The sequence below is a fragment of the Pseudomonas turukhanskensis genome (genome assembly GCF_027922365.1).
In the GTDB taxonomy this organism is placed as follows: domain Bacteria; phylum Pseudomonadota; class Gammaproteobacteria; order Pseudomonadales; family Pseudomonadaceae; genus Aquipseudomonas; species Aquipseudomonas turukhanskensis.
Genome location: NZ_BSFN01000005.1, coordinates 229556 through 252440 on the forward strand (window position 1 = coordinate 229556; position 22885 = coordinate 252440).

22 protein-coding genes are annotated in these 22885 nt (G+C 61.7%); 8 read left to right on the plus strand and 14 right to left on the minus strand.

Annotation, left to right across the window (positions count from 1 at the left end; translation table 11 throughout):
* Window position 1: 1 nt before the first annotated feature.
* The 5 genes from PKE98_RS11445 to PKE98_RS11465 all read left to right on the plus strand — a co-directional run bounded on the left by PKE98_RS11445 (window position 2) and on the right by PKE98_RS11465 (window position 3627).
* The gene (locus PKE98_RS11445) at window positions 2-1513 is read left to right on the plus strand and encodes an RNA polymerase factor sigma-54 (protein WP_271195409.1); all 1512 of its coding nucleotides are present in this window, start codon (window positions 2-4) and stop codon (window positions 1511-1513) included.
* 146 nt (window positions 1514-1659) lie between these two features.
* On the plus strand, window positions 1660-1968 hold the full coding sequence (hpf, locus tag PKE98_RS11450) for a ribosome hibernation-promoting factor, HPF/YfiA family (RefSeq protein WP_108096173.1): 309 nt from the start codon (window positions 1660-1662) through the stop codon (window positions 1966-1968).
* Window positions 1969-1982: 14 nt separating this feature from the next.
* Window positions 1983-2447 carry a PTS IIA-like nitrogen regulatory protein PtsN gene (gene ptsN / locus PKE98_RS11455; RefSeq protein ID WP_271195410.1) on the plus strand — a complete coding sequence of 155 codons (465 nt, stop codon included), beginning with the start codon at window positions 1983-1985 and terminating at the stop codon, window positions 2445-2447.
* 18 nt (window positions 2448-2465) lie between these two features.
* Window positions 2466-3320: an RNase adapter RapZ gene (gene rapZ / locus PKE98_RS11460; protein WP_271195411.1), complete on the plus strand. Its 855-nt coding sequence runs from the start codon at window positions 2466-2468 to the stop codon at window positions 3318-3320.
* Between the two features lie 34 nt (window positions 3321-3354).
* Entirely contained in the window at window positions 3355-3627 is a 273-nt protein-coding gene (locus tag PKE98_RS11465; RefSeq protein ID WP_271195412.1) for an HPr family phosphocarrier protein, read from the plus strand.
* A 13-nt stretch (window positions 3628-3640) separates the two neighbouring features.
* On the opposite strand, the gene PKE98_RS11470 is transcribed toward PKE98_RS11465, so the two are convergent.
* From PKE98_RS11470 to pmbA, 6 genes are all read right to left on the minus strand, one after another.
* Entirely contained in the window at window positions 3641-4546 is a 906-nt protein-coding gene (locus PKE98_RS11470; RefSeq protein WP_271195413.1) for a ZIP family metal transporter, read from the minus strand.
* A gap of 38 nt (window positions 4547-4584) precedes the next feature.
* Window positions 4585-5196 (minus strand): superoxide dismutase, encoded by a 612-nt coding sequence (locus tag PKE98_RS11475; RefSeq protein WP_271195414.1) that lies wholly within the window; start codon window positions 5194-5196, stop codon window positions 4585-4587.
* A 1-nt stretch (window position 5197) separates the two neighbouring features.
* Complete coding sequence (locus tag PKE98_RS11480; protein WP_271195415.1) at window positions 5198-5680, minus strand: DUF2753 family protein; 483 nt, start codon at window positions 5678-5680, stop codon at window positions 5198-5200.
* 33 nt (window positions 5681-5713) lie between these two features.
* Entirely contained in the window at window positions 5714-7090 is a 1377-nt protein-coding gene (locus PKE98_RS11485) for a class II fumarate hydratase (protein ID WP_271195416.1), read from the minus strand.
* The gene (locus PKE98_RS11490; RefSeq protein WP_271195417.1) at window positions 7083-7478 is read right to left on the minus strand and encodes a FagA protein; all 396 of its coding nucleotides are present in this window, start codon (window positions 7476-7478) and stop codon (window positions 7083-7085) included. Before PKE98_RS11490 ends, PKE98_RS11485 begins: the two co-directional genes overlap by 8 nt.
* A gap of 212 nt (window positions 7479-7690) precedes the next feature.
* Window positions 7691-9037 (minus strand): metalloprotease PmbA, encoded by a 1347-nt coding sequence (pmbA, locus tag PKE98_RS11495; RefSeq protein ID WP_271195418.1) that lies wholly within the window; start codon window positions 9035-9037, stop codon window positions 7691-7693.
* Window positions 9038-9134: 97 nt separating this feature from the next.
* On the opposite strand from pmbA, the gene yjgA reads away from it, so the two are divergent.
* Window positions 9135-9653 (plus strand): ribosome biogenesis factor YjgA, encoded by a 519-nt coding sequence (gene yjgA, locus PKE98_RS11500; protein WP_271195419.1) that lies wholly within the window; start codon window positions 9135-9137, stop codon window positions 9651-9653.
* A 95-nt stretch (window positions 9654-9748) separates the two neighbouring features.
* Here the strand turns inward: yjgA and tldD are convergent, their stop codons facing one another.
* The 8 genes from tldD to mreB all read right to left on the minus strand — a co-directional run bounded on the left by tldD (window position 9749) and on the right by mreB (window position 20896).
* Window positions 9749-11191 carry a metalloprotease TldD gene (tldD, locus tag PKE98_RS11505; protein WP_271195420.1) on the minus strand — a complete coding sequence of 481 codons (1443 nt, stop codon included), beginning with the start codon at window positions 11189-11191 and terminating at the stop codon, window positions 9749-9751.
* A 40-nt stretch (window positions 11192-11231) separates the two neighbouring features.
* On the minus strand, window positions 11232-12071 hold the full coding sequence (locus PKE98_RS11510; protein WP_271195421.1) for a carbon-nitrogen hydrolase family protein: 840 nt from the start codon (window positions 12069-12071) through the stop codon (window positions 11232-11234).
* Window positions 12072-12103: 32 nt separating this feature from the next.
* Window positions 12104-15949, minus strand: coding sequence for a YhdP family protein (locus PKE98_RS11515; RefSeq protein ID WP_271195422.1), 3846 nt, complete (start codon window positions 15947-15949; stop codon window positions 12104-12106).
* 88 nt (window positions 15950-16037) lie between these two features.
* Window positions 16038-17495, minus strand: a complete 1458-nt coding sequence (rng, locus tag PKE98_RS11520; protein WP_271195423.1) for a ribonuclease G — start codon at window positions 17493-17495, stop codon at window positions 16038-16040.
* Window positions 17488-18093 (minus strand): Maf family protein, encoded by a 606-nt coding sequence (locus PKE98_RS11525; protein ID WP_271195424.1) that lies wholly within the window; start codon window positions 18091-18093, stop codon window positions 17488-17490. The genes rng and PKE98_RS11525 overlap by 8 nt, the downstream gene beginning before the upstream one ends.
* 51 nt (window positions 18094-18144) lie before the next feature.
* The gene (gene mreD, locus PKE98_RS11530) at window positions 18145-18633 is read right to left on the minus strand and encodes a rod shape-determining protein MreD (RefSeq protein WP_271195425.1); all 489 of its coding nucleotides are present in this window, start codon (window positions 18631-18633) and stop codon (window positions 18145-18147) included.
* Window positions 18630-19709, minus strand: coding sequence for a rod shape-determining protein MreC (mreC, locus tag PKE98_RS11535; protein WP_271195537.1), 1080 nt, complete (start codon window positions 19707-19709; stop codon window positions 18630-18632). Before mreC ends, mreD begins: the two co-directional genes overlap by 4 nt.
* 149 nt (window positions 19710-19858) lie before the next feature.
* The gene (gene mreB, locus PKE98_RS11540; RefSeq protein WP_108096189.1) at window positions 19859-20896 is read right to left on the minus strand and encodes a rod shape-determining protein MreB; all 1038 of its coding nucleotides are present in this window, start codon (window positions 20894-20896) and stop codon (window positions 19859-19861) included.
* A 224-nt stretch (window positions 20897-21120) separates the two neighbouring features.
* On the opposite strand from mreB, the gene gatC reads away from it, so the two are divergent.
* A complete protein-coding gene (gene gatC, locus PKE98_RS11545; RefSeq protein ID WP_271195426.1) occupies window positions 21121-21408 on the plus strand; it encodes an Asp-tRNA(Asn)/Glu-tRNA(Gln) amidotransferase subunit GatC in 288 nt (95 codons plus the stop codon).
* Between the two features lie 14 nt (window positions 21409-21422).
* Window positions 21423-22874: an Asp-tRNA(Asn)/Glu-tRNA(Gln) amidotransferase subunit GatA gene (gatA, locus tag PKE98_RS11550; protein WP_271195427.1), complete on the plus strand. Its 1452-nt coding sequence runs from the start codon at window positions 21423-21425 to the stop codon at window positions 22872-22874.
* The last annotated feature ends 11 nt before the right edge of the window (window positions 22875-22885 follow it).

Genomic DNA, 22885 nt, shown 5'->3' on the forward strand with positions numbered 1-22885 from the left:
CATGAAACCATCGCTAGTCCTAAAAATGGGCCAGCAGCTGACGATGACACCGCAGCTGCAACAAGCCATCCGCCTACTCCAATTGTCGACTTTGGATCTGCAACAAGAGATCCAGGAGGCGCTGGAGTCCAATCCCATGCTCGAACGCCAGGAAGAAGGCGAGGACTTCGACAATAGCGACCCGCTGGCTGATGGTGCCGAAAGCGCGCCCGCCACGCCGAACAACGAAGAGTCCTACCAGGACACCAGCTACCAGGAAAGCTCGGCGCCCACCGTCGACAACCTGGAAGAAGGCGAATGGAACGAACGCATTCCCAATGAGCTTCCCGTCGACACCGCCTGGGAAGACATCTACCAGACCAGCGCCAGCAGCCTGCCCTCCAACGACGATGACGAGTGGGACTTCACCACCCGCACCTCGGCAGGTGAAAGCCTGCAAAGTCATATGCTCTGGCAGCTCAACCTGGCGCCGATGTCCGACAAGGACCGGCTGATTGCCGTCACGCTGATCGACTGCATCAACGACCAGGGCTACCTGGAAGAAACCCTCGAAGAAGTGCTGGACGCGTTCGACCCGGAACTCGACATCGAGCTCGACGAAGTGGAAGCCGTGCTGCACCGCATCCAGCAGTTCGAGCCCGCCGGCATCGGCGCGCGCGATCTGCGCGAGTGCCTGCTGCTGCAACTGCGTCAGTTGCCCGCCAAAACCCGGTGGCTGAGCGAAGCCCAGCGCCTTGCTGGCGACTACCTCGACCTGCTCGGTAACCGCGATTACAGCCAACTGATGCGCCGCATGAAGCTCAAGGAAGACGAGCTACGCCAGGTCATCGAACTGATTCAAAGCCTTAACCCGCGCCCGGGCTCGCAGATCGAAGCGAGCGAACCGGAATACGTGGTTCCGGACGTGATCGTACGCAAGCACAACGACCGTTGGCTGGTGGAACTGAACCAGGAAGCGATGCCACGCCTGCGAGTCAATCCGCAATATGCCGGCTTCGTGCGCCGCGCCGACTCCAGCGCCGACAACACTTTTATGCGCAATCAACTGCAAGAGGCGCGCTGGTTTATCAAAAGCCTGCAGAGCCGCAACGAAACGCTGATGAAAGTGGCCAGCCAGATCGTCGAGCATCAACGCGGTTTCCTCGATTACGGCGACGAAGCGATGAAGCCACTTGTGCTGCACGACATCGCTGAAGCGGTGGGCATGCACGAGTCGACCATCTCGCGCGTCACTACGCAGAAATTCATGCATACCCCACGTGGCATCTACGAGTTGAAGTACTTCTTCTCCAGCCACGTCAGCACCTCCGAAGGCGGCGAATGCTCGTCCACGGCGATACGCGCGATCATCAAAAAACTGGTTGCCGCGGAAAATGCGAAAAAGCCGTTGAGTGACAGCAAGATCGCTGGTTTACTGGAGGCACAGGGCATTCAGGTAGCCCGTCGCACAGTCGCCAAGTACCGCGAATCCCTCGGGATAGCGCCCTCCAGTGAACGTAAGCGACTGATGTAATACACCATTGACGGTTCGTTCTTGCGCCACATCGCGGCGCGCTTCGGACCGGTTCTGGCAGACGGCTACACTGATCCAAGGCCAAAGTGTTCCGGCGACAAGCCCGTTAGCTTGTCTCTTACACACGGCAATAAGGAGAAAGCGGTATGCAAGTCAACATCAGTGGACATCAGCTGGATGTGACCGACGCCCTACGCGACTACATCGACGAGAAACTCAGTCGATTGGAACGCCACTTCGACAAGATCACCAACGTGCAAGTGACCATGGAGGTCGAGAAGCTCAAGCAGAAAATCGAAGCGACTTTGCACATCGCCGGAGGCGAAGTTGTCGCCAACGCCGAACATGACGACATGTACGCTGCCATCGATCTACTCACCGACAAACTCGATCGCCAACTTATCAAACATAAGGAAAAGCAGCTGGGTCGCCTGCAAGGCGCCACAGCCCGCTGACACCACCCCAACCCATGATTCGACTTGAAAATATCCTGACCCCCGGCCGCTCCCTAGTGGGCGTGCCGGGCGGCAGCAAAAAGCGTGTACTCGAACAAATCGCCAATCTGGTCGCCCGCGAATTGCCCGACCTGGATGGACAAGACATTTTCGAAAGCCTGGTGGCCCGGGAAAAACTCGGCTCCACCGGCTTTGGCAATGGCATTGCCATTCCCCATTGCCGCTTGCCCGGCTGCACGGCGCCCATCAGCGCCTTGTTGCGCCTGGAGTCTGCGGTTGACTTCGACGCCATCGACGGCGCTCCGGTAGACCTGCTGTTTGTACTGCTGGTACCCGAAGCGGCTACCGACGAGCACCTCGAGCTGTTGCGCCAGATCGCCAGCATGCTCGACCGCAGCGATGTCCGCGACCAACTGCGCCACGCCCCCACCAGCGAACGTCTTTATCAGGTTGTCGTAGACGTACAAAACGGCCGCTAGGCGAACGGGTGACTGTGCATGCGTTTGATCATCGTCAGTGGCCGGTCCGGTTCAGGCAAGAGCACAGCGCTGGACGTGCTCGAAGACAACGGCTTCTACTGCATCGATAACCTGCCGGCCGGGCTCCTGCCCGAGCTTGCCGAACGCTCCCTGCTGCATACCGAACTGCTGCAGCCCTTGGTGGCTGTTTCCATCGATGCGCGCAACTTGCCCAGCCAGCTCAAACGTTTTCCCGAAATTCTCGCCGAAGTGCGCGCCCGGCATATCCAGTGCGATGTGCTGTATCTGGATGCCGACGACGACACCCTGCTCAAGCGCTTTTCCGAAACCCGTCGCCGCCATCCGCTGACCACCGACGAGCGTTCGCTGGCCGAAGCCATCCATGACGAAAGTGCATTACTAAGCCCGATCATTGATCTGGCCGACCTCAAGATCAACACCACGCACTTGAACCTCTATCAGTTGCGCGACACCTTGAAACTGCGCCTGCTGAACAAGCCCGAACCGGGCACCGCATTTCTGGTGGAGTCGTTCGGCTTCAAGCGCGGCATGCCGGTGGACGCCGACCTGGTGTTCGACGTGCGCTGCCTGCCCAACCCGTACTGGAAGCCCGAACTGCGCGAACATTCCGGGCTCGATTCGGTGGTGGCCGAGTATCTGCAGGAACAGCCCGACGTCCAGGAAATGTACGACGATATTTACGCCTACCTGCACAAATGGCTGCCGCGCATCGCCGCCAGCAACCGCTCGTATGTCACAGTCGCTATTGGCTGCACGGGCGGTCATCATCGCTCGGTATACCTGGCCGACCGGCTGGGTAAAGAATTGAAGAAAACCCTGAAAAACATCCAGGTTCGTCATCGCGACCTATAGAGTCGCGAGACCCAATAGAAGGACTTAAGCAGCAATGCCTGCCTGTGAAATCACCATCATCAACAAGCTCGGCCTTCACGCCCGCGCAGCCGCCAAATTCGTCGGCGTAGCCGGTCGTTTTCCATGCCAGATCCGTATCGGTCGCAGCCCGGAAAGTGGTGTAGACGGCAAGAGCATCATGGCCGTCATGATGCTGGCTGCGGGCAAAGGCACCAGCATTCACTTGAGCACAGAGGGTGAACAGGGCGATGAAGCCCTGGCCGCGCTGGTGGAATTGATCAACAACCGCTTCGACGAAGGCGAGTAACGCCCTCCCCCGCCTAGCCTGCAAGCGCAGCGCCCAGCAACATCATCAAGCAAAAGCCGCTCGCCAGCCCCAGGCTGGCGTAGGTGCCGTTACCTTTGCGGTGCAACTCGGGAATGATTTCGTGAGTGATCACGAACAGCATCGCCCCGGCGGCCAGTGACAGGCCCCACGGCAGCAAAATCTCCGAAAGCCCCACCAGCCAGGCGCAGATCACGGCGAACAGCGGCTCGACCAGGCCGGATGCCACGCCAATGACCGTGGCTTTTACCCGCGACATACCGGCGGCCACCAACACCAGGGCGATGATCAGCCCCTCCGGCACGTTCTGCAGTGCGATGCCCATGGTCAGGGCATCCGCCGCATGGGTGCCGGCGCCAAACGACAAGCCGACCGCCATGCCCTCGGGAATGTTGTGCAGCACAATCGCCACCACAAACAGCACCACCTTGGGCGTAATCACCGGCAGTGTCTTTTCCGCCGGCAACTCATGCACCATCGGCGTTTGCGGCAACAGCTGCCCGGCCGCAAACAGCGCAATGGCCCCGACAAACACCGCACCACTCACCAATGCCGTGGCCGCCAGCTCGCCATAACCCAACGCCCGCGCCGCATCCAACCCCGGCAGAATCAGGGAAAACGACGTGGCGGCGAGCATCACGCCGACGCCGGCGCCCATGATGCCGTCCGCCACCGATGCAGCCACCCGGCGCAGCAGCAACACCGGCAGCGCGCCGAGCGCCGTGCCTAACGAACAGAGCATGCCGCCCTGCAACGCGCGCCATAGGTGCGGGTGGGCAAGCAGCAGTGCCTCGGCCTGACGAAACAGCAGCACGCCGCCCGCCAGCACGATGGCAACGCCCAGCGAGCGACGCAGCGATTTACCGCCAAAGGTGGACAGCGAATGCAAAGAAACGGGCATGAATAAACCTTGTCAGCAAATCGCCAGCGGCAGCGTTTTCAACTCAGGGCCTGGCGATAACGGCGCAACACTTCCGGCCAGTTGATCACGTTGAAAAACGCGCCGATGTATTCGGGGCGACGGTTTTGGTAGCGCAGGTAATAGGCGTGCTCCCACACATCCAGGCCAAGAATTGGCGTATTGCCATTCATCAGCGGGCTGTCCTGGTTGCCGCTGCTTTCCACCACCAGCTTTTTCTGGGCAGTGACACTTAGCCAGGCCCAGCCGCTGCCGAAACGGGTCAGCGCCGCCTTGGTAAAGGCCTCTTTGAATTTTTCGAAGCCGCCCAGTTGCTGATCAATCGCTTGCGCTAACTCCTCCTGCGGCAGGCCGCCGGCGTTCTCGGCCATCACCTGCCAGAAAAGCGAATGGTTGGCGTGGCCGCCACCGTTGTTGATTACCGCGGCGCGCAGGTTTTCCGGCACTTCGTCAAGACGGGTCAGCAACTCCTCCACCGGCAACTGCCCCAGCGGATTGCCTTCCAGCGCCGCGTTGAGGTTGTTGATATAGGTCTGGTGGTGCTTGCTGTGGTGAATCTCCATGGTCTGCGTGTCGATGTGCGGCTCCAGTGCGCCATAGGCATAAGGCAGCGGGGGCAGGCTGTAGGTCATTTCAATGCTCTCCATAAACACGGGGGCCGTAGACACCATGACTAGGCGCGCGCTGACCGGACTTGATCACCAGCTGTGGCTTGTGGGTAATGCGCGAGCAGGCCAAGAGGTACTCGGTGCTCGGGTACTGACCGTGCTCGCTGATAAAACCCAGCAGTTCGGTGTAGGTGCGTTGGCTATGACGCAACGCCGTGTCGCGCAGGATGTTGGACAGACGGGGATTCTCCGCGGCCTCCAACAGGTACTCATGCGCGGCGCAGAGGTACTCGGCCGCCTCCTCCGGCTGGCCGATGCGCAGGTGCAGATCCGCCAGGTTGTGGTGAGAAATCACCAGGGCGGCCACCGCTTCATCGGTATTGGCCCAACGGTCGAACAACACCTGCGCCAAGGCCAGCGCCTGCAGATATTGCTCACGCGCCGAATAAAAATCGCCAGCGCCAAACAGCTGATTGCCAATCTTCATCATGCCTTGCCAATGCTTCATGGACCGCTCCTGCACAGGGTCAGATCGAGAGGGTTACAAGCCGCCCGCCGTAAGTTTTTCCGGGTTGAGCAACTGCTCCAGCTGGTCGCGACTGAGGTCGGTGTGTTCCAGCGCCACGTCGATAATTGCGCGGCCTTCCTTGTAGGCCTGCTTGGCAATCTCGGCCGCCTTGAGATAGCCAATGATCGGGTTCAATGCCGTGACCAGAATCGGGTTGCGGGCCAGCGCCTCATTAAGCTTGGGCTGGTTGACCTTGAAGGTGGTGATGGCGCGGTCGGCCAACAGGCGCGTGACATTGCTCAGCAACTCGATGCTGTACAGCAGGTTCTGCGCGATTACCGGCAGCATTACATTCAGCTCGAAGTTGCCCGACTGGCCGGCGACGGTGATGGCGGCGTCATTGCCGATCACCTGGGTCGCCACCATGGCCACTGCTTCCGGAATTACCGGGTTGACCTTGCCGGGCATGATCGAGGAACCCGGCTGCAAGGCTTCCAGCTCGATTTCCGCCAAACCTGCCAGTGGGCCGGAGTTCATCCAGCGCAGGTCGTTGGCGATTTTCATCAGCGATACGGCGGTGGTTTTCAACTGGCCAGAGACGGCGACGGCGGTGTCTTGCGAGCCGATCAGGGCGAAAAAGTTATCCCCAGGCGTGAAGTGCAGGCCGGTCAGCTCCTTCAGCTCCACACAGAAGGTTTCGGCAAACCGCGGATGGGCGTTGATGCCGGTGCCCACTGCGGTACCGCCCTGGGCCAGCGCTTGCAGGCTGGGCAGCAACATACGCAGGTGCTGGATATTGCTCTGGATCTGCTGCGCCCAGCCGTCCAGCACCTGGCTCATGCGCACCGGCATGGCATCCATCAAGTGCGTACGACCGGTCTTTACATAGGGGTGTACCTGCAACGACTTTTCGCACAGCGCGCTGAGCAGATGCCCCAGCGCCGGCAGCAGACGCTCCTGCAGTTCGATGGCGGCGCTCACGTGGATGGTGGTGGGAATGATGTCGTTGCTGCTCTGGCTGCAATTGACGTGATCGTTCGGGCTCACCGGCTCGCCGAGAATGCGGCTGGCCAGGGTGGCGATCACTTCGTTGGCATTCATGTTGGAGCTGGTGCCGGAGCCGGTCTGGAACACATCCACCGGAAAGTGCGCCATAAAATCGCCCGCCAGCAATTGGCTGCACGCCGCGCCAATCGCCTCGCCCTGTTCCGGGGTGATCTGCGTGAGTTCGACGTTGGCCCGCGCTGCAGCGGCCTTGGCCAGAATCAGCGAACGGATAAACGGAGTCGGCATGCGCAGCGCCGAGATCGGAAAGTTATTCACAGCGCGCTGGGTTTGCGCGCCGTACAGCGCCTCGGCAGGGACCGCCAGCTCACCCATGCTGTCGCGTTCGGTGCGCAAATTACTCATAGGGATTTCCTTGTGCCAGTTCAGAAAAAGCGATGGAGGGCGTCATCTGCAGTGTGGCCAGGCGATTGCGCAGGCGATTGAGCGTACTGTGCTGCGCCCTGTCCTGAGCCAGGTGCTGGATGGCGTAAAGCGAGCGGTAGACGTGGTCGAGGCACAGGCTGCGCCAATGCCAGGGCAGCACCGGGTCGCACGCGGTATCGAGGAGCAGATTCAGGGTAGTGACGGACATCTTCCACGGGCATAGCTGGCCGTGTTCCACCAGCTCGCAGCCCTGCGCCCAATGCACGTCGAGCAGGCGCGGTTCGTTAGGCAACAGTGCGCAGCGAATGCGCAAACCTTGCCAATTCCAGCAGTCCAGACACGGACCAAACGGGGATCGCAGCGCCATGGCTCAACCTCTAAAAGACTTGATGACATTTATTCTTATTTGCGAAGAATAATCAACAGTCGATTTAAAGATCGTTATCCAGGCGGAAAATTGCGGGGATTTTCAGTGAAAAAGCGCTTAAAAGCATCGAGGCTGAAGCCTCTCCTACAGAACGCGGTCCGTGTAGGAGAGGCTTCAGCCTCGAACTTTTTACGTTTTGCGCTTAGGGGAAATCAGCTACCAGCCACGGTCATTTTCTCGATCAACACCGAGCCGGTGCGGGTGTTGCCACGCAGCTCCAGGTCATTCCCTACCGCCACAATCTGCTTGAACATGTCTCGCAAATTGCCGGCGATGGTCACCTCTTGCACCGGGAACTGAATCTCGCCGTTTTCCACCCAGTAACCGCCCGCGCCGCGGGAGTAATCGCCGGTGACCATATTCAGGCCCTGGCCCATCAGCTCGGTTACCAGCAGCCCACGGCCCATACGCTTGAGCAGCGCCTTCTGATCGTCATCGCCGTGGCTCACAAACAGGTTATGCACGCCACCGGAGTTGGCGGTGCTTGGCATACCGAGCTTGCGCCCGGAATAAGTACCCAGTACGTAGGACTGCACCTGGCCTTTTTCGACGAAAAACTTGCTGTAGGTGGCCAGACCATCACCGTCGAAAGAAGCGCTGCCCAGCGCCCCGCGAATACGCGGGCGCTCTTCCAGGCTAAGCCACTCGGGGAACAGCACCTGGCCCAGACTGCCTTCCAGGAATGACGATTTGCGGTACAGACTGCCGCCCGACACCGCCGAGAGAAAATGCCCGAACAAGCCGCCCGCCAGCTCGGCGGCAAACAGCACCGGCACTTCGCAGGTTGGCACCGGGCGCGCGCCCAAGCGGCTTACGGCACGCTCAGCGGCGCGACGGCCAATACTGGCGGCACTTGCCAGGTCTTCGCCACGGCGGCTCACGTCATACCAGTAATCGCGCTGCATCAGGCCGTCGGCCTCGGCGATCATCACGCAGCTCAGGCTCTGCCGGGTGCTGGCGTAGCCGCCGACAAACCCGTGGCTGTTGCCATACACGCGGCAGCCCTGGTGAGTATTGAGGCTGGTGCCGTCGGCATTCTTGATGCGCGAGTCGGTGGCAAAGGCCGCCGCTTCGCACTCCAGCGCCCGCTCGATGGCTTGCTCCGGGGTGATATCCCAGGCGTGGTAGAGGTCCAGGTCCGGCAGGTCACGGGCCATCAGCTCGGCGTCGGCCAGGCCTGAGCAGTCGTCTTCGGAAGCATGCTTGGCGATGCCCAGGGCCGCCGCCACGGTTTCGCGGATCGCCGCTTCGCCGCTGGCCGAGGTGCTGGCCGAGCCTTTGCGCTGGCCCAGGTAAAGGGTGATGCCAAAGCCCTGGTCGCGGTTGAACTCGACGGTTTCTACTTCGCCCTGGCGCACCGAGGTCGACAACCCCTGCTCCACCGACACCGCCACTTCACACGCGCTGGCGCCCTGAGCCTTGGCTTCGGCGATGATTCGCGCCACCTGCTCCTGCAATTGCGGCAGGGCCTGAGGCCCAACTACGTCTGCTGCACTCATAACCTACAACTCCAGTTCAAAGACCAGTCACCTGGCCAGGCCGGACAAGCGGCCTTTGACTCGTTATCATGGCGGCGTTTCCAACTGGATCTGCCCCATGTCTGACTATTCCGACGACTTCTCCGAAGAGAAGAGCAAAACTCAGGTCAAGCGCGAGCTACACGCGCTGGTTGACCTTGGCGAGCGCCTGACCACGCTCAAACCTGCCCTGATCGACAAACTGCCGCTGACCGACGCCATGCGTCGCGCCCTGGCCGAAGCGCCGAAACATACGGCGCATATCGCCCGTAAACGGCATATCCAGTTCATCGGCAAGCTGATGCGTGATCAGAACATCGATGAAATTCTGGTGCTGCTGGATCAACTCGACGCCTCGACCCGGCAGTACAACGAACGCTTCCACAACCTCGAACGCTGGCGTGATCGTTTGACCACCGGCACCGACGACGTGCTGGAAGCCTTCGTCGCCGAGTACCCGGACGCCGACCGCACTCATTTGCGTCAGCTGATCCGCCAGGCCCAGCACGAAGCAGCCCAAAACAAAGCCCCGGCCGCCACGCGCAAAATCTTCAAATACATCCGCGAACTGGATGAAACCAAGCGCGGGTTGCGGTAACTCGCCGCTTGGGTGCTCACTGTAGGAGAGGCTTCAGCCTCGATTTTTTAAAAGCTCGAGGCTAAAGCCTCTCCTACAAGGTACGTGGTTAGGCCCTAAGCCCCGGTCCCACCCACCGTAATCAAATCAATCTTCAACGTCGGCTGCCCCACACCGACTGGCACCGATTGCCCATCCTTGCCGCAGGTGCCCACGCCGCTATCGAGCGCCAGGTCGTTGCCGACCATCGAGACCTTGCTCATCGCCTCCGGCCCATTGCCAATCAGCGTCGCGCCTTTGACCGGAGCGGTGATCTTGCCGTCTTCGATCAGGTAGGCCTCGCTGGTGGAGAACACGAACTTGCCGCTGGTGATGTCCACCTGGCCGCCGCCGAGGTTGGCGCAGTAGATGCCCTTTTTCACCGAGCGGATGATTTCCTCCGGGTCGCTTTCGCCAGCCAGCATGTAGGTGTTGGTCATGCGCGGCATCGGCAGGTGCGCGTAGCTTTCGCGGCGGCCGTTACCGGTAGCGGCCACGCCCATCAGGCGAGCGTTGAGCTTGTCTTGCATATAGCCCTTGAGCACGCCGTTTTCGATCAGGGTGGTGCACTGGGTGGGCGTGCCTTCGTCGTCCATGCTCAGCGAGCCACGGCGGCCGAACAGGGTGCCGTCGTCGACGATGGTGCACAGGCTCGACGCCACTTTTTCGCCCACGCGACCGCTATATGCCGAGCTGCCTTTGCGGTTGAAGTCGCCTTCCAGGCCGTGGCCCACCGCTTCGTGCAGCAACACGCCCGACCAACCGGCACCCATCACCACCGGCATGGAACCAGCCGGCGCGGGAATGGCTTCGAGGTTAACCAAGGCCTGGCGCAGCGCTTCACGGGCATAGCCCATGGCGCGGTCTTCGGTCAGAAAATAGAGGTAATCGGAACGCCCGCCACCGCCCTGCCCGCCGCGCTCGCGACGACCGTTCTGCTCGACGATCACGCTGACGTTAAACCGCACCAACGGGCGGATATCCGCGCCCAGGCTGCCATCGGCAGCGGCCACCAGAATGCGCTCCCACACGCCGGCGAGGCTCACGGTGACTTGCTGAATGCGTGGGTCCAGCGCGCGGGTGGCAACGTCCACACGCTTGAGCAGCTCGACCTTCTCGGCACGGGTCAGCACTTCCAGCGGGTTTTCCGGCGCATACAGGCGCGCCACTTCGGGGCTGACAAAGGCTTGCACGCGGCCTTGCTGGCCGGCACGGGCAATCGAGCGGGCAGCACGGGCGGCCTGGCTCAAAGCGTCTGGCGTAATGGCGTTGCTGTAGGCAAAACCGGTTTTCTCGCCGGACTGGGCGCGCACACCAACCCCCTGGTCGAGGTTGAAACTGCCTTCCTTGACGATGCCGTCTTCCAGCACCCAGGTCTCGGAGACCTGACCATGGAAATACAGATCGGCCGCATCGATACCCGGCCCTGCCAACTCGCCGAGCACGCCCGGCAAGTGGTCAATGCTCAAACCGCCGGGCCCCAACAGGTGCTCGCTGACGGACAGCAACATGTCGCTCATAGTCACTCCAATAGGCGCTGTGGCCTTTAAAACGGTGCCTTCAGGTCGACGCCTTCAGCGACGACACAGCAAAACGGCGGTGTGTATACACCGGCATACGTTGACGGATGGCCGCCTGCTCAACCGCATCCCGGTTGGCCAGCAGCGCAGCCGCGCCTTGAGCCTGCTCGGCAAGCACCCGCCCCCAGGGGTCGATGATTGCCGCATGGCCGAATGTTTCGCGCCCCTTCGGGTGCAGGCCGCTTTGTGCAGCGGCGAGGATATAGCACTGCGTTTCAATCGCCCGCGCCCTGAGCAGTACCTGCCAGTGCGCCGCACCGGTAACGGCGGTAAAGGCCGCCGGCGCGGTAATCAATTCAGCCCCGGCCTCGCGCAACGCGCTGTACAGCTCGGGAAAGCGCAGGTCGTAACACACGGTCAAACCCACACGCCCCACCGGCGTATCGGCCACCACGACATTGGCGCCAAACGCGTAATCGTCCGACTCACGGTAGCGACCGCGGCTGTCCGCCACGTCCACATCGAACAGGTGCAGCTTGTCATAACGCGCCACCACCTCGCCGTGTTCATCGACCAACAGCGAGCAGGCGTGGGATTTGGCGTCAGGTTGCCCGGCTGGCGGCAGCGGCAAGGTGCCCGCCACTATCCATAATTTGAGGTCGCGTGCGGTCTGTTTCAACCACGGCAGGATCGGCCCGCTGCCCTCGGCCTCGGCACGGCCGATGGCAGCGAGGTCGCTACGGCCCATGGCGGCGAAGTTTTCTGGCAGTACCGCCAGTTGTGCGCCCTGCTCGGCGGCCTGCTGCAACAGCAGCCGCGCCTGGGCGAGATTGGCCAGCACATCGTCCTGGCTGACCATTTGAATTACCGCGAGGGCCATACACGCTCCGGGAACGAGCTTACCCCTTAAGGTTAGCGAGGTTTTTCAAAGGGTTTGTCGAAAGTGATCTTCGGGTCCTGCCAGGAGCCTTTGACGCTGTATTGCACGCTGGCAAAGCGTGCCACTTGTTTGCCCAGCAATTTATCCGCCACGAACAATGCGCCGCCAATGGCCGGCGCGCCGACAATCAGCGCCGCCAGCGGCAGGTTGTTGGTCAGCGGCAGGGTCACTAGCAGCTTGGCATCCACCTGATTGCTGGCCATATCCAGGGTGCCGTTCATTTCCAGGTTGCTCGACGGCCCGGCCAGGGTGATCGGCTCTTTGGTCACGTACACGCCGTTGGTGGCCACCAGCAAGCCTTTCACGCGGTCGTAGCTCAGGCCCTTGTCCAACAGGTCGGAGAAATCCAGGCGCAGGCGGCGACCGATGGAGTTGAAGTTGAGCAGGCCAAACACCCGCAGCGCGGCAGTGGAGCCCTGGGCTTCGACGAACTGACCTTTGCGCAAGGTCGGGTCCAGTGTGCCGCTAAAGCGTTTGAGGCTGATCCAGGCCGGCGAACCCGGCCACTGGCCGTCGATATCCATATGGAAATCTTCGCTGGTGGCCGTCGGCGCGAAGTTCCAGGCCAGCAATACGTCGGCAAGATTCTTGCCACCGATACGGCCTTTGAACCAGCTGCTGGTGGCGCCCGGCGCACCTTCCCAACCGACGCTACCCTCCAGCTGCAAGCCCTTGAGGCCCATGTTCACGCCGCTGAACACCACACCTTTGGCGTTAGGCCGCGCCTTGAGCGACCAGGCACCGAGCAGTGCATCGCCCTGGTACACGCGGGCGATATTCAGGTTAAGCGCGGGAATCTGCCGGGGGTCGACATCAGCCAGGCTGTCCGGCTCTTCCACTTCCTGGGCGTTGGCATCGGCCGGCTGCGGCGGCTTGGCGGGCGGGAAACGCAGGTGCTTGAGCTGAACATTGATGGGCGCACCATCGGCATCCGGCAGGCCAACATTGCCGCTGACCTTGGCACTGCCCAGGTTGATGGCCCAACCGCTGTCGATGCGGGTCATCTTCACATCGAGGTTATCGATGTCGGCGCCCAGGCCGTGGAAGGTGTTGATATGCAGGTTGGCGCTGTTGAAGAACTGCTTGGCACTGGCGGCCTGGTCGCCGGCATAACGCTTGGCCACGTCCTGCCAGGCTGTGGCATCCAGTTCACTGACATCACCGTTCACCTGCAACCCCTTGGCCTCCGGCACCCGGGCGATGCCGCTGCCCAAGCGCAACTCGGCGCGGCCATCATTAAAACCGCTGGCCGGCGCACTGGCGGCCAGGCTGGCCAGGTTGGCGTAGTTGAAGGAATAACTGCGCTCGGCACCTTGCAGGCTCATGCGCCATTGGCTCGGGCGCTCATCGCTGGCAACTTTGCCCAGCGGCGCGGGCAGGTCAATGGCCAGGCCCTTGAGCGTGGAGTCGACCTGCAGCTGGCTGTTGTCGCCATCCAGGGTTACCGCCAGCTGGAACGGCAGATCGCCTGAGGCCGGAATCGGTCGTGTTACGCCCAGCCACTGGGTCAGGGTTTTCAACGGCACCTGGCCGCTGGTTTCGATGCGGCTCGTTGGCTTGCCGACGGTCTTGCTGGCCACCGCCTTGCCGCGGATTGGCCGGCCAAATACCTGCGCGCGGATATCCGGCGCACTGAGGCCCGTCGCCGTGTCGTAGCGGAACGCACCTTTCACCTGGCTCAACTCCAGCTTCGGGGTAGGCATGCTGAGGGTGGCGCCATCGGCGGTAAAATCGACGATGGCCCGCGTGGCCGGGCCCGCTCCGAGAGGAATATCCAGATTGAGTTTGCCTTTCAGGTTGCCTTCGCCGCCCCAACCGTTGAACACCGACGCCGTGCCAATCGGTGCCTCCTGCAGAATTTTCAGGGCATCGGCCATGCTGCTGTCAACGTTACCGGTGATCAGCAAGCGCGATGGCTGGCCTTTGGCGACATGGGGAACATCCACATTCACATCGCTGACCGTGCTGTTGAGCAGTTGCCCACTGGGCGCGCGCACACGCACGCCAGTGTCTTCGATCAAGACATCACCACTGACGTTTTTCAGCACCGGCCAGCCCGGCTGGAACGCCAGCTCGGTGTCATGCACTTTGAAGAACAGGCTGATGCTGTGGGCCGCATCTTCGGCACCCTTGTTCAGCGAGCCTTGGTACTGGAAGTAGCCTTCGTCGATGGCGCCGCTGTGAATCGCCGTGGTCAGCCATTTGGCCAGGTCCTGGCTAAAGCTCGGCACCAGGGTCGGAAGGTACTTCTCCACATAGCGGGCATCGCCCTCCTGCAAGCCGACGCGCAGGTCCATGTAGTCTTCGGTGTCCGGCGCCAGCGTCAGGCGAATCAGGAAGTCACCGGCCAGCTTGCCCTCGTCGCCCACCAGCTTCATGTAGGGCGCAATCAGGGTGAAGGCGTCGGCATTCAGGGTCCAGGTCAGGCGCGCGTTGGCTTTCTGGTAACGCCAGGGTTTAGGGAACAGATGGTCCAGGTGCAGGGCGAAGTTGTCCGTATCCATGCGCAGCTCGCCATGGCCCAGGTCGCCCGTGATGCTGCCCGTGACGTTCTCGGCGGCCGGCGCGCCGCCGTAGGCGCTGAAACTGATCTGCTGCAGGTTGGCGGCAAATTGCAGGCGCTGATCAGGGTTGCCAGCCTGCGGGGTAATGGTTACTTGCACGTTGTGCAGGGTGCCCTGGGGCTTCAATCCGCGGAGCACGTCGGCGGCTTTTTCCGGCAGCGGCGCCAGGGCTTCGATGGTTGGCGTCAGCGGGGTCAGGTCGAGGCGGTCGGCAGTAACTTGCCAGCTTTGCGGGCGCTCGGCGCTGGCTTGCTGGTAGGTCATGCCGACCTGCACTTCGCCCCAGCGCGTATCGCCAAGGGTCGCGGCCAGGGAGTTGAGCAGCAGGGTGTAGCCCTGTTCCGTGCGGTTGAGATAAGCCATCACCGCCAAGTCATCAAGTTTCACCGGCGTGCGCTCGGCATAGGCGGCGCTCAGCGCGGGCGCATGCACACGGGCCACCGCGCGCTGCACGGCGCCGTCGGCCCAGGCCAGCCAGAACTCGCCGCCGGCTTGCAACTCTTTCACGTGCCAGTCGCGGGTCAGGCCGGCGGGCAGCCAACGGGCCCAGTCACTTTGCGGCAGGCTCAGGTAGATGTCGGCTTGCGCCTCGCGCCAGGCTTTGGGTTTTACTCGCACCGCCACGCTGACACTCAGCGGCTGGCCATCGGGCAGCGTCACTCGGCCATCCAGACGGTGGCGACTGGCGCCGGTTAGCAGGTCGAGGTTGATATAGGTAAGGGTCAGCGGTGCGCTGTCTTTGGGCTCCAGGGTGAGCTGACTGTTGAACAGCGAGAACTGCTTGACGCGTTTCATGCTGCGCAGCAACTGCTCGGGGTCCAGCGGCGTGTTGTTGTCGCGCTGTGGCAACCCTTCCATGGCCCAGTGCCCCTCGGCGTCCTGCACCGCACTCAGTTGCAGGCCATCGACTTCGATGCTGCCAACGCGCACCTGCTGGCCCTGGATGCTGGCCAACAGATCCGGCACCACCCGAACCTGGTCCAGACGCAGCGCGCTCGGGCCTTCGCCCACCTGCACGTCGTGCGCCACCAGCAACGGGGCAAAGCCGCGCCAACTGCCCTCCAGACTGCCGATACTGACGGGCAAACCGAGGGCGTCACGCAGACGATCTTCGGCTTGCAAGCGGTAATCGGCCACCAACGGCACCAGTTGCCGGCCAACGCTGACATACAGCGCCGCCACAATCAGCCCGGTGGCGCACAGGTACAGGCCCCAGCGCGTCAGGGTGGCAATCGAGCGGGCAAGGCGCTGCATGGTCAGCGGGCTTTCCTTTTGTTCTGGGGCCGAGTCAAGTCGGGCGAGCCGCCGTTATCGGGGTGGGCGGTTAAGGTCACGAGAGGAGTCAGAGTAGGACCACGTCGTATTGTTCCTGCGAATACATGCTCTCGACCTGAAATTTGATGGTGCGGCCAATAAAGCTCTCAAGGTCGGCCACATTACCCGATTCCTCATCCAGCAGGCGGTCGACCACTTTCTGGTTGGCCAACACACGATAGCCTTCGGGTTGGTACGCGCGCGCTTCACGCAAAATTTCGCGGAAGATTTCGTAGCAGATCGTTTCCGGGGTCTTCAGTTTCCCGCGCCCCTGGCAGCTGATGCACGGCTCGCAAAGGATCTGCTCCAGGCTCTCGCGGGTGCGCTTGCGGGTCATCTGCACCAGGCCCAATTCGGTGATGCCGATGATGTTGGTTTTGGCGTGGTCGCGCTCCAGTTGTTTTTCCAGGGTGCGCAGTACCTGGCGCTGGTGCTCCTCATCTTCCATGTCGATAAAGTCGATGATGATGATGCCGCCCAGGTTGCGCAGGCGCAGTTGGCGGGCAATGGCAGTGGCCGCTTCCAGGTTGGTCTTGAAGATGGTTTCTTCCAGCGTGCGATGGCCGACGAACGCGCCGGTGTTCACATCGATGGTGCTCATCGCTTCGGCCGGGTCGATGATCAGGTAGCCGCCGGATTTCAGTGGCACCTTGCGTTCCAGGGCTTTCTGGATTTCGTCTTCGACGCCATACAAGTCGAAAATGGGTCGCTCACCCGGGTAATGCTCGATGCGGTCAGCCACTTCCGGCATCAGCTCTTCGACGAACTGGGTGACTTTCTGGAAGGTTTCCCGCGAGTCGACCCGCAGTTTCTCAGTACGCAGGCTGACCAGATCCCGCAAAGTGCGCAGCGCCAGACTTAGGTCTTCGTAAATTACCGAGGGCGTCGGCGCGGTTTTCATCTGGGTGCCGATCTGGCCCCACAACCGACGCAAGTAACGGATATCGGCGACGATTTCATCGGCGCCTGCACCATCGGCGGCAGTGCGCAGAATAAAACCGCCGGCTTCCTCGATGCCTTCGGCGGCGATGCAATCGGCCACCACTTTTTTCAGGCGCTCACGCTCGACTTCATCTTCGATGCGCAACGAAATGCCGACGTGGCTGGTGCGCGGCATATACACCAGGTAGCGCGACGGGATCGACAGTTGGGTGGTCAGGCGAGCACCTTTGCTGCCGATGGGGTCCTTGGTCACTTGCACGGTCAGGCTCTGCCCTTCGTGCACCAGGGCGCTGATGCTTTCTACCGCCGCGCCTTCGCGGGTAGAGATTTCCGAGGCATGAATAAACGCCGCACGCTCCAGGCCAATATCGACGAACGCCGCCTGCATACCCGGCAACACCCGCACCACTTTGCCTTTATAGATGTTGCCAACAATGCCGCGGCGCTGCGTGCGCTCGACGTGCACTTCTTGCAGTACACCGTTTTCCACCACCGCCACGCGCGATTCCATGGGGGTGATGTTGATCAGGATTTCTTCACTCATGACGGCTCTCGCTCAAGGCCTGCCAGCAGGGGATGCCGAATTCGGCGAGTAAGGCAGCAGTTTCACACAGCGGCAACCCGACCACGGCGGAATAGCTGCCGCGCATGCCACTGACGAATACGGCGGCCAGGCCCTGAATAGCGTAGCCGCCGGCTTTGTCCTGCGGCTCGCCGCTGGCCCAATAGGTGTGTGCTTCGGTAGGAGAGATAGCGCGAAAACGCACGTCGCTGCTGACCAGACGCACCTCGCTGCGGTGCCCGTTGGCCAGCGCCACGGCGGTCAACACCTGGTGTTCACGGTTCGAAAGCAGGTTCAGCATGGCCAGGGCATCAGCCTGGTCGGTGGGCTTGCCGAGAATCCGGCCATCGACCACCACGGCGGTATCGGCGCCCAGCACGACGGCATCGGTTGGCTGAGGCAAGGTCGCCAGGCCAGCGGTGGCTTTGGCCTGGGCCAGACGCTGTACGTAACGTTCAGCAGGCTCGCCCGGCAGCACGCTCTCGTCGATGGGGGCAGCAAGGGTAGAAAAGGCCACGCCGATCTGCGTCAGCAGTTCGCGCCGGCGTGGAGACCCGGAGGCCAGGTATAGCGTGGCCATGCAGACCTCTCCCTGTCGAGCAGTGCGCCAGCAGGAAAAAGCCTGCCGCGCTTAGTTGACGTTCAAACGCTTCTGTACACCGCGCAACGCCACCGACACCCAGGGCCAGAGCAACGCGCTGACCAGGGCCGGCAGCACAAAGGCCAAGGTGGGTGGGCGGTTACCGGTCAACGCATTGAGCCACAACTGCACCAGCTGGGCCAAGCCAAACACCACCAGCAGCACCAGGCTCTGTTGCCACATGGGGAACATGCGCAGGCGTTGGTGCAGGCTGAGCACCAGGAAGGTGATAAGCGTGAGAATCAGCGCGTTCTGCCCCAACAGTGTGCCGTACAGCACATCCACGCCCACGCCGAGCAACCAGGCGGTGGTCATGCCCACGCGGTGCGGCAGGGCCAATACCCAGTAGGTGAGGATCAAGGCGGGCCACAGCGGGCGCCCGACTTCCATGAAGTCGGGCAACGGCGCCACGCTCAGCAGCAGCGCCAGGGCGAGGCTGAACCAGATCACCCAACCGTTACGCGGGCGTAGACCGATCATCGACGCTCTCCTTGCGTGGCGGGTTTTACCGGGGCGGTGATGGGTTTGGCCGGCGCGGTTGCAGGCTTGGCGGGCGCGGTGATGGGCGCGCTGGCCGGAGCAGGCGGCTGAGCGGGTGCGGGTGCGGGTGTTGCAGCAGGCGCCGGGGCTGCCGCCGGAGTAGTGCCTTGCAGAGCTTCAGCCGCCTTCTGTTCGGCCTGACGGTCGACCTTTTCCTGCGCTTCGGCCGAATCGGTGGCGCGCTGTTCCGGCGTGCGGGTGTCGGTGAATACCAGCAGCACATAACGACTGCGGTTCAGCGCGGCGGTCGGCACAGCGCGAACGATGGCGAACGGCTGGCCAGAGTCATGCACCACTTCCTTCACCACGGCCACCGGATAACCGGCCGGGAAACGCTGGCCAAGGCCCGAGCTCACCAGCAGATCGCCCTCTTTGATATCGGCGGTATCGGCAACGTGACGCAACTCCAGACGTTCCGGGTTACCGGTGCCGCTGGCGATGGCGCGCAAGCCATTGCGGTTTACCTGCACGGGAATGCTGTGGGTGATATCGGTGAGCAGCAGTACCCGCGAGGTGTAGGGCATCACTTCGACCACCTGGCCCATCAGGCCGCGGGCATCGAGCACTGGCTGGCCGAGGAACACGCCGTCCTTGCCACCCTTATCAATCAGGATTCGATGGGTGAACGGGTTGGGGTCTACACCGATCAGCTCGCCGACCAATACCTTTTCATCCACCAGGGACGAGGAGTTGAGCAACTCGCGCAGGCGCACGTTCTGCTCGGTCAGGGCTGCCAGTTTTTGCAGACGACGCTGCATCAACAGGGCTTCGGCTTTGAGTTTTTCGTTCTCGCCCAGCAATTCGCTACGGCTGGTGAACTGCTGCGTCGCGCCATCCCACAAGCGTACGGGGAAATCGGCCAGCCAATAGAACGGTGTCAGCACCAGACCGAGCTGGCTGCGCATGGGCTTGAGGGATTCAAAGCGGGCATCGACCACCATCAGCGTGGCCGACAGTACAACCAGCACCAGCAGGCGTACCCCCAACGAGGGTCCCTTGGCAAAGAGCGGCTTAATGGCTAAGTGCTCCAACGCTGAATTGAATGTTCATACGGTCCGCATCGCTGGCAGGTTGACGGAGTGTAAGGCTAAGCACCGTTATAAATGCAATGAGCCCACCGGAGTGGGCCCAACGACTACTGCATGCACGGTACAACTGACAGCGATTATTCGCTCGACAGCAGATCCATGGTGTGGCGGTCCATCATCTCCAGAGCCTTGCCGCCACCGCGTGCTACGCAGGTCAGCGGGTCTTCGGCGACGATCACCGGCAGACCGGTTTCCTGGGCCAGCAGCTTGTCGAGGTCACGCAGCAGCGCGCCCCCACCGGTCAGCACCAGGCCGCGCTCGGCAATGTCGGAAGCCAGTTCCGGCGGCGATTGCTCAAGGGCGCTTTTCACCGCTTGCACGATGGTGGCCAGCGACTCTTGCAGCGCTTCGAGCACTTCGTTGGAGTTCAGGGTGAAGCTGCGCGGTACGCCTTCTGCCAGGTTACGGCCACGCACGTCCACTTCACGCAGCTCGCCACCGGCGTAGGCCGTGCCGATTTCCTGCTTGATGCGTTCAGCGGTGGATTCACCGATCAGGCTGCCGTAGTTACGGCGTACGTAGGTAATGATCGCTTCGTCGAAGCGGTCGCCGCCCACGCGAACGGATTCGGCATACACCACACCATTCAGGGAAATCAGGGCGATTTCAGTGGTACCACCACCGATATCCACCACCATCGAACCGCGTGCTTCCTCTACCGGCAGGCCGGCACCGATGGCAGCGGCCATTGGCTCTTCAATCAGAAACACTTCACGAGCACCGGCACCGAGGGCCGATTCACGAATGGCACGACGTTCTACTTGGGTGGATTTGCACGGTACGCAGATCAGCACGCGAGGGCTGGGCTGCAGAAAGCTGTTTTCGTGCACTTTGTTGATGAAATACTGAAGCATTTTTTCGCAGACACTGAAATCGGCGATCACGCCGTCTTTCATCGGGCGAATGGCAGCAATGTTGCCCGGTGTACGGCCCAGCATGCGCTTGGCTTCGGTTCCGACCGCTACAACGCTCTTCTGGTTGCCGTGGGTGCGGATGGCGACCACGGATGGCTCGTTCAGCACGATGCCGCGTTCGCGAACATAAATCAGGGTATTGGCAGTGCCCAGGTCGATCGAGAGATCACTGGAAAACATGCCACGCAGTTTCTTAAACATGGGATAGGGACCCTAGGCAACGCGTGGGTAAAAAAGTGGCGCAAACTCTAACAACGACGGGGATTTTGGGCAAGGCGCCAATATGTTAAATTGGCGCCTTTTCCCGGCATTGGCGCCCAGTTAGCGGCTTATGACCGCGCGCTGATCTTATCCGTTCCGTACGACATTCCCTACGGACTTCTACTCGCCTCTCACAGGCCGTTCTATTAATTGGAGAACACCCGATGGCGCTTGAACGCTCCGAGGTGGAGAAAATCGCTCATCTGGCCCGACTGGGTCTGAACGAAGCCGATATCCCCCGCACCACTGAAACACTCAATAACATCCTGGGCCTGATCGATCTGATGCAAGCGGTGGACACCACCGGCATCGAGCCGTTGGCCCACCCACTGGAAGCGACCCAGCGCCTGCGGCAAGACCAGGTGACCGAACAGAATCAGCGCGACGCCTACCAAGCCATCGCCCCGGCCGTACAAGACGGCCTCTATCTGGTTCCCAAGGTTATTGAGTAATTAAGGACGTGGACATGCATCAACTGACCCTGGCCGAGATTGCCCAAGGCCTCGCGGCCAAGAAATTCTCATCTGTAGAGCTGACCCAAAGCCTGCTGGCGCGTATCGCCCAGCTGGACCCGCAGCTCAACAGCTTTATTACCGTCACCCAGGACAGCGCGTTGCAGCAGGCCAAGGCCGCTGACGAGCGCCGCGCCGCTGGCGAAACCGGTGCCCTGCTCGGCGCCCCGCTGGCGCACAAAGACCTGTTCTGCACCCAGGGCATTCGCACCAGCTGCGGCTCGAAGATGCTCGACAACTTCACCGCGCCCTACGATGCCACCGTGGTCGCCAAGCTTGCCGCCGCCGGCGCCGTGAGCCTGGGCAAGACCAACATGGACGAGTTCGCCATGGGTTCGGCCAACGAGTCGAGCCACTACGGCGCGGTAAAAAACCCGTGGAACCTGGAACACGTTCCGGGCGGCTCGTCCGGCGGTTCGGCTGCTGCTGTGGCTGCACGCCTGCTGCCAGCGGCCACCGGCACCGACACCGGCGGCTCGATTCGCCAGCCCGCGGCGCTGACCAACCTCACCGGCCTCAAGCCCACCTACGGCCGTGTGTCGCGCTGGGGCATGATTGCCTACGCTTCGAGCCTCGACCAGGGCGGCCCGCTGGCCCGTACCGCTGAAGACTGCGCGCTGTTGCTGCAAGGCATGGCTGGCTTCGATGCCAAAGACTCCACCAGCGTCGACGAGCCGGTGCCGGATTACTCCGCCACTCTCGGCGACTCCATCAAAGGTCTGCGCATTGGCTTGCCGAAGGAATACTTCAGCGCTGGCCTCGACCCGCGCATTGCCGAGCTGATCCACGCCAGTGTCAAAGAGCTGGAAAAGCTCGGTGCCGTGGTCAAGGAAATCAGCCTGCCAAACATGCAGCACGCCATTCCTGCCTACTACGTCATCGCTCCGGCAGAAGCCTCGTCCAACCTGTCGCGTTTTGACGGTGTGCGGTTCGGCTACCGCTGCGAAGACCCCAAAGACCTCACCGACCTTTATAAGCGTTCCCGTGCCGAAGGCTTCGGCGCGGAAGTGCAGAACCGCATCATGGTTGGCGCCTACGCCCTGTCGGCGGGCTACTACGACGCCTACTACCTGCAAGCGCAAAAAATTCGTCGCCTCATCAAGAACGACTTCATGGCCGCCTTCCAGGACGTCGACCTGATTCTCGGCCCAACCACGCCAAACCCGGCCTGGAAGATCGGCGCGAAAAACAACGACCCCGTCGCCGCCTACCTCGAAGACGTCTACACCATCACCGCCAACCTCGCGGGCCTGCCGGGCATTTCCATGCCGGCCGGTTTCGTCGACGGCTTGCCGGTTGGCGTACAACTGCTCGCGCCTTACTTCCAGGAAGGTCGCCTGCTCAACGTCGCTCACCAGTACCAGCTCACCACTGACTGGCACACGCGCACACCGACAGGCTTCTGAGGAGATACACC

Coding starts and splice junctions, on each gene's coding strand:
- mreD (WP_271195425.1), bottom strand. CDS start 18,633: ATGATCGGTCTACGCCCGCGTAACGGTTGGGTGATCTGGTTCAGCCTC.
- PKE98_RS11510 (WP_271195421.1), bottom strand. CDS start 12,071: ATGGCCCTCGCGGTAATTCAAATGGTCAGCCAGGACGATGTGCTGGCC.
- rng (WP_271195423.1), bottom strand. CDS start 17,495: ATGAGTGAAGAAATCCTGATCAACATCACCCCCATGGAATCGCGCGTG.
- rapZ (WP_271195411.1), top strand. CDS start 2,466: ATGCGTTTGATCATCGTCAGTGGCCGGTCCGGTTCAGGCAAGAGCACA.
- tldD (WP_271195420.1), bottom strand. CDS start 11,191: ATGAGCGACATGTTGCTGTCCGTCAGCGAGCACCTGTTGGGGCCCGGC.
- ptsN (WP_271195410.1), top strand. CDS start 1,983: ATGATTCGACTTGAAAATATCCTGACCCCCGGCCGCTCCCTAGTGGGC.
- PKE98_RS11490 (WP_271195417.1), bottom strand. CDS start 7,478: ATGGCGCTGCGATCCCCGTTTGGTCCGTGTCTGGACTGCTGGAATTGG.
- gatA (WP_271195427.1), top strand. CDS start 21,423: ATGCATCAACTGACCCTGGCCGAGATTGCCCAAGGCCTCGCGGCCAAG.
- yjgA (WP_271195419.1), top strand. CDS start 9,135: ATGTCTGACTATTCCGACGACTTCTCCGAAGAGAAGAGCAAAACTCAG.
- PKE98_RS11445 (WP_271195409.1), top strand. CDS start 2: ATGAAACCATCGCTAGTCCTAAAAATGGGCCAGCAGCTGACGATGACA.
- PKE98_RS11470 (WP_271195413.1), bottom strand. CDS start 4,546: ATGCCCGTTTCTTTGCATTCGCTGTCCACCTTTGGCGGTAAATCGCTG.
- PKE98_RS11515 (WP_271195422.1), bottom strand. CDS start 15,949: ATGCAGCGCCTTGCCCGCTCGATTGCCACCCTGACGCGCTGGGGCCTG.
- hpf (WP_108096173.1), top strand. CDS start 1,660: ATGCAAGTCAACATCAGTGGACATCAGCTGGATGTGACCGACGCCCTA.
- pmbA (WP_271195418.1), bottom strand. CDS start 9,037: ATGAGTGCAGCAGACGTAGTTGGGCCTCAGGCCCTGCCGCAATTGCAG.
- PKE98_RS11465 (WP_271195412.1), top strand. CDS start 3,355: ATGCCTGCCTGTGAAATCACCATCATCAACAAGCTCGGCCTTCACGCC.
- mreB (WP_108096189.1), bottom strand. CDS start 20,896: ATGTTTAAGAAACTGCGTGGCATGTTTTCCAGTGATCTCTCGATCGAC.
- PKE98_RS11525 (WP_271195424.1), bottom strand. CDS start 18,093: ATGGCCACGCTATACCTGGCCTCCGGGTCTCCACGCCGGCGCGAACTG.
- PKE98_RS11475 (WP_271195414.1), bottom strand. CDS start 5,196: ATGACCTACAGCCTGCCCCCGCTGCCTTATGCCTATGGCGCACTGGAG.
- gatC (WP_271195426.1), top strand. CDS start 21,121: ATGGCGCTTGAACGCTCCGAGGTGGAGAAAATCGCTCATCTGGCCCGA.
- PKE98_RS11480 (WP_271195415.1), bottom strand. CDS start 5,680: ATGAAGCATTGGCAAGGCATGATGAAGATTGGCAATCAGCTGTTTGGC.
- PKE98_RS11485 (WP_271195416.1), bottom strand. CDS start 7,090: ATGAGTAATTTGCGCACCGAACGCGACAGCATGGGTGAGCTGGCGGTC.